Below are 511 nucleotides of genomic sequence, written 5' to 3'. Positions count from 1 at the left end.
AACCATGCGGTGATTTCGGGTATTGCAACCTTATTTCATGCCTGAACGTCTCGCACCTTATTATCTTATTATACCGTATTGCCCTAAAATATTAACCTAATTTGAGATTAAATCATGCTCCTTACTAATTCCAGATTGTGGGTTGATGGCTGTACAATAATTCCAGTTCCTATGCTACACTAGCCACCCGGCTGCGAGTCCGTAGCTAAACGCTGCCACAGGATTTGAAATACTTTTTCCGGCACCGGAGCCCTTAATGCTCGTCCGAGTCGATTTTTCTTCTGAGCAACCATCAGACATTCAGCCGTTTGACAAACATAAGCTGAACGACCCATGCCTTGATCTAATTCTACCTGATGAGATGGATAGACTCTGACCAATCGCCAGAACTCCTGTTTAGCAGCCAGGCGGCGACAGGTAACACACCGCCTAAGATGATCTACCATAATTTAGCATCCTGATACATTTACGCGACATTTATCCGGCTATTGCCTGACAATGCGACGATAGC

1 protein-coding gene is annotated in these 511 nt (G+C 44.8%); it reads right to left on the bottom strand.

Annotated features, from left to right (window positions below; all coding sequences use genetic code 11):
• Positions 1-179 precede the first annotated feature (179 nt).
• Positions 180-446 (bottom strand): YlxR family protein, encoded by a 267-nt coding sequence (locus P5683_RS25740; protein WP_006621525.1) that lies wholly within the window; start codon positions 444-446, stop codon positions 180-182.
• Positions 447-511: the final 65 nt, after the last annotated feature.

It is taken from the genome of Limnospira sp. PMC 1279.21, assembly GCF_032349615.1.
Lineage (GTDB): Bacteria > Cyanobacteriota > Cyanobacteriia > Cyanobacteriales > Microcoleaceae > Limnospira > Limnospira fusiformis.
The sequence above is the reverse complement of the archived record's forward strand: the minus strand, read 5'-3'. Positions and strand labels throughout refer to the sequence as shown.

Excerpts from the sequence above, each read along its gene's own strand:
- P5683_RS25740 (WP_006621525.1), bottom strand. The coding sequence starts at position 446 with ATGGTAGATCATCTTAGGCGGTGTGTTACCTGTCGCCGCCTGGCTGCT.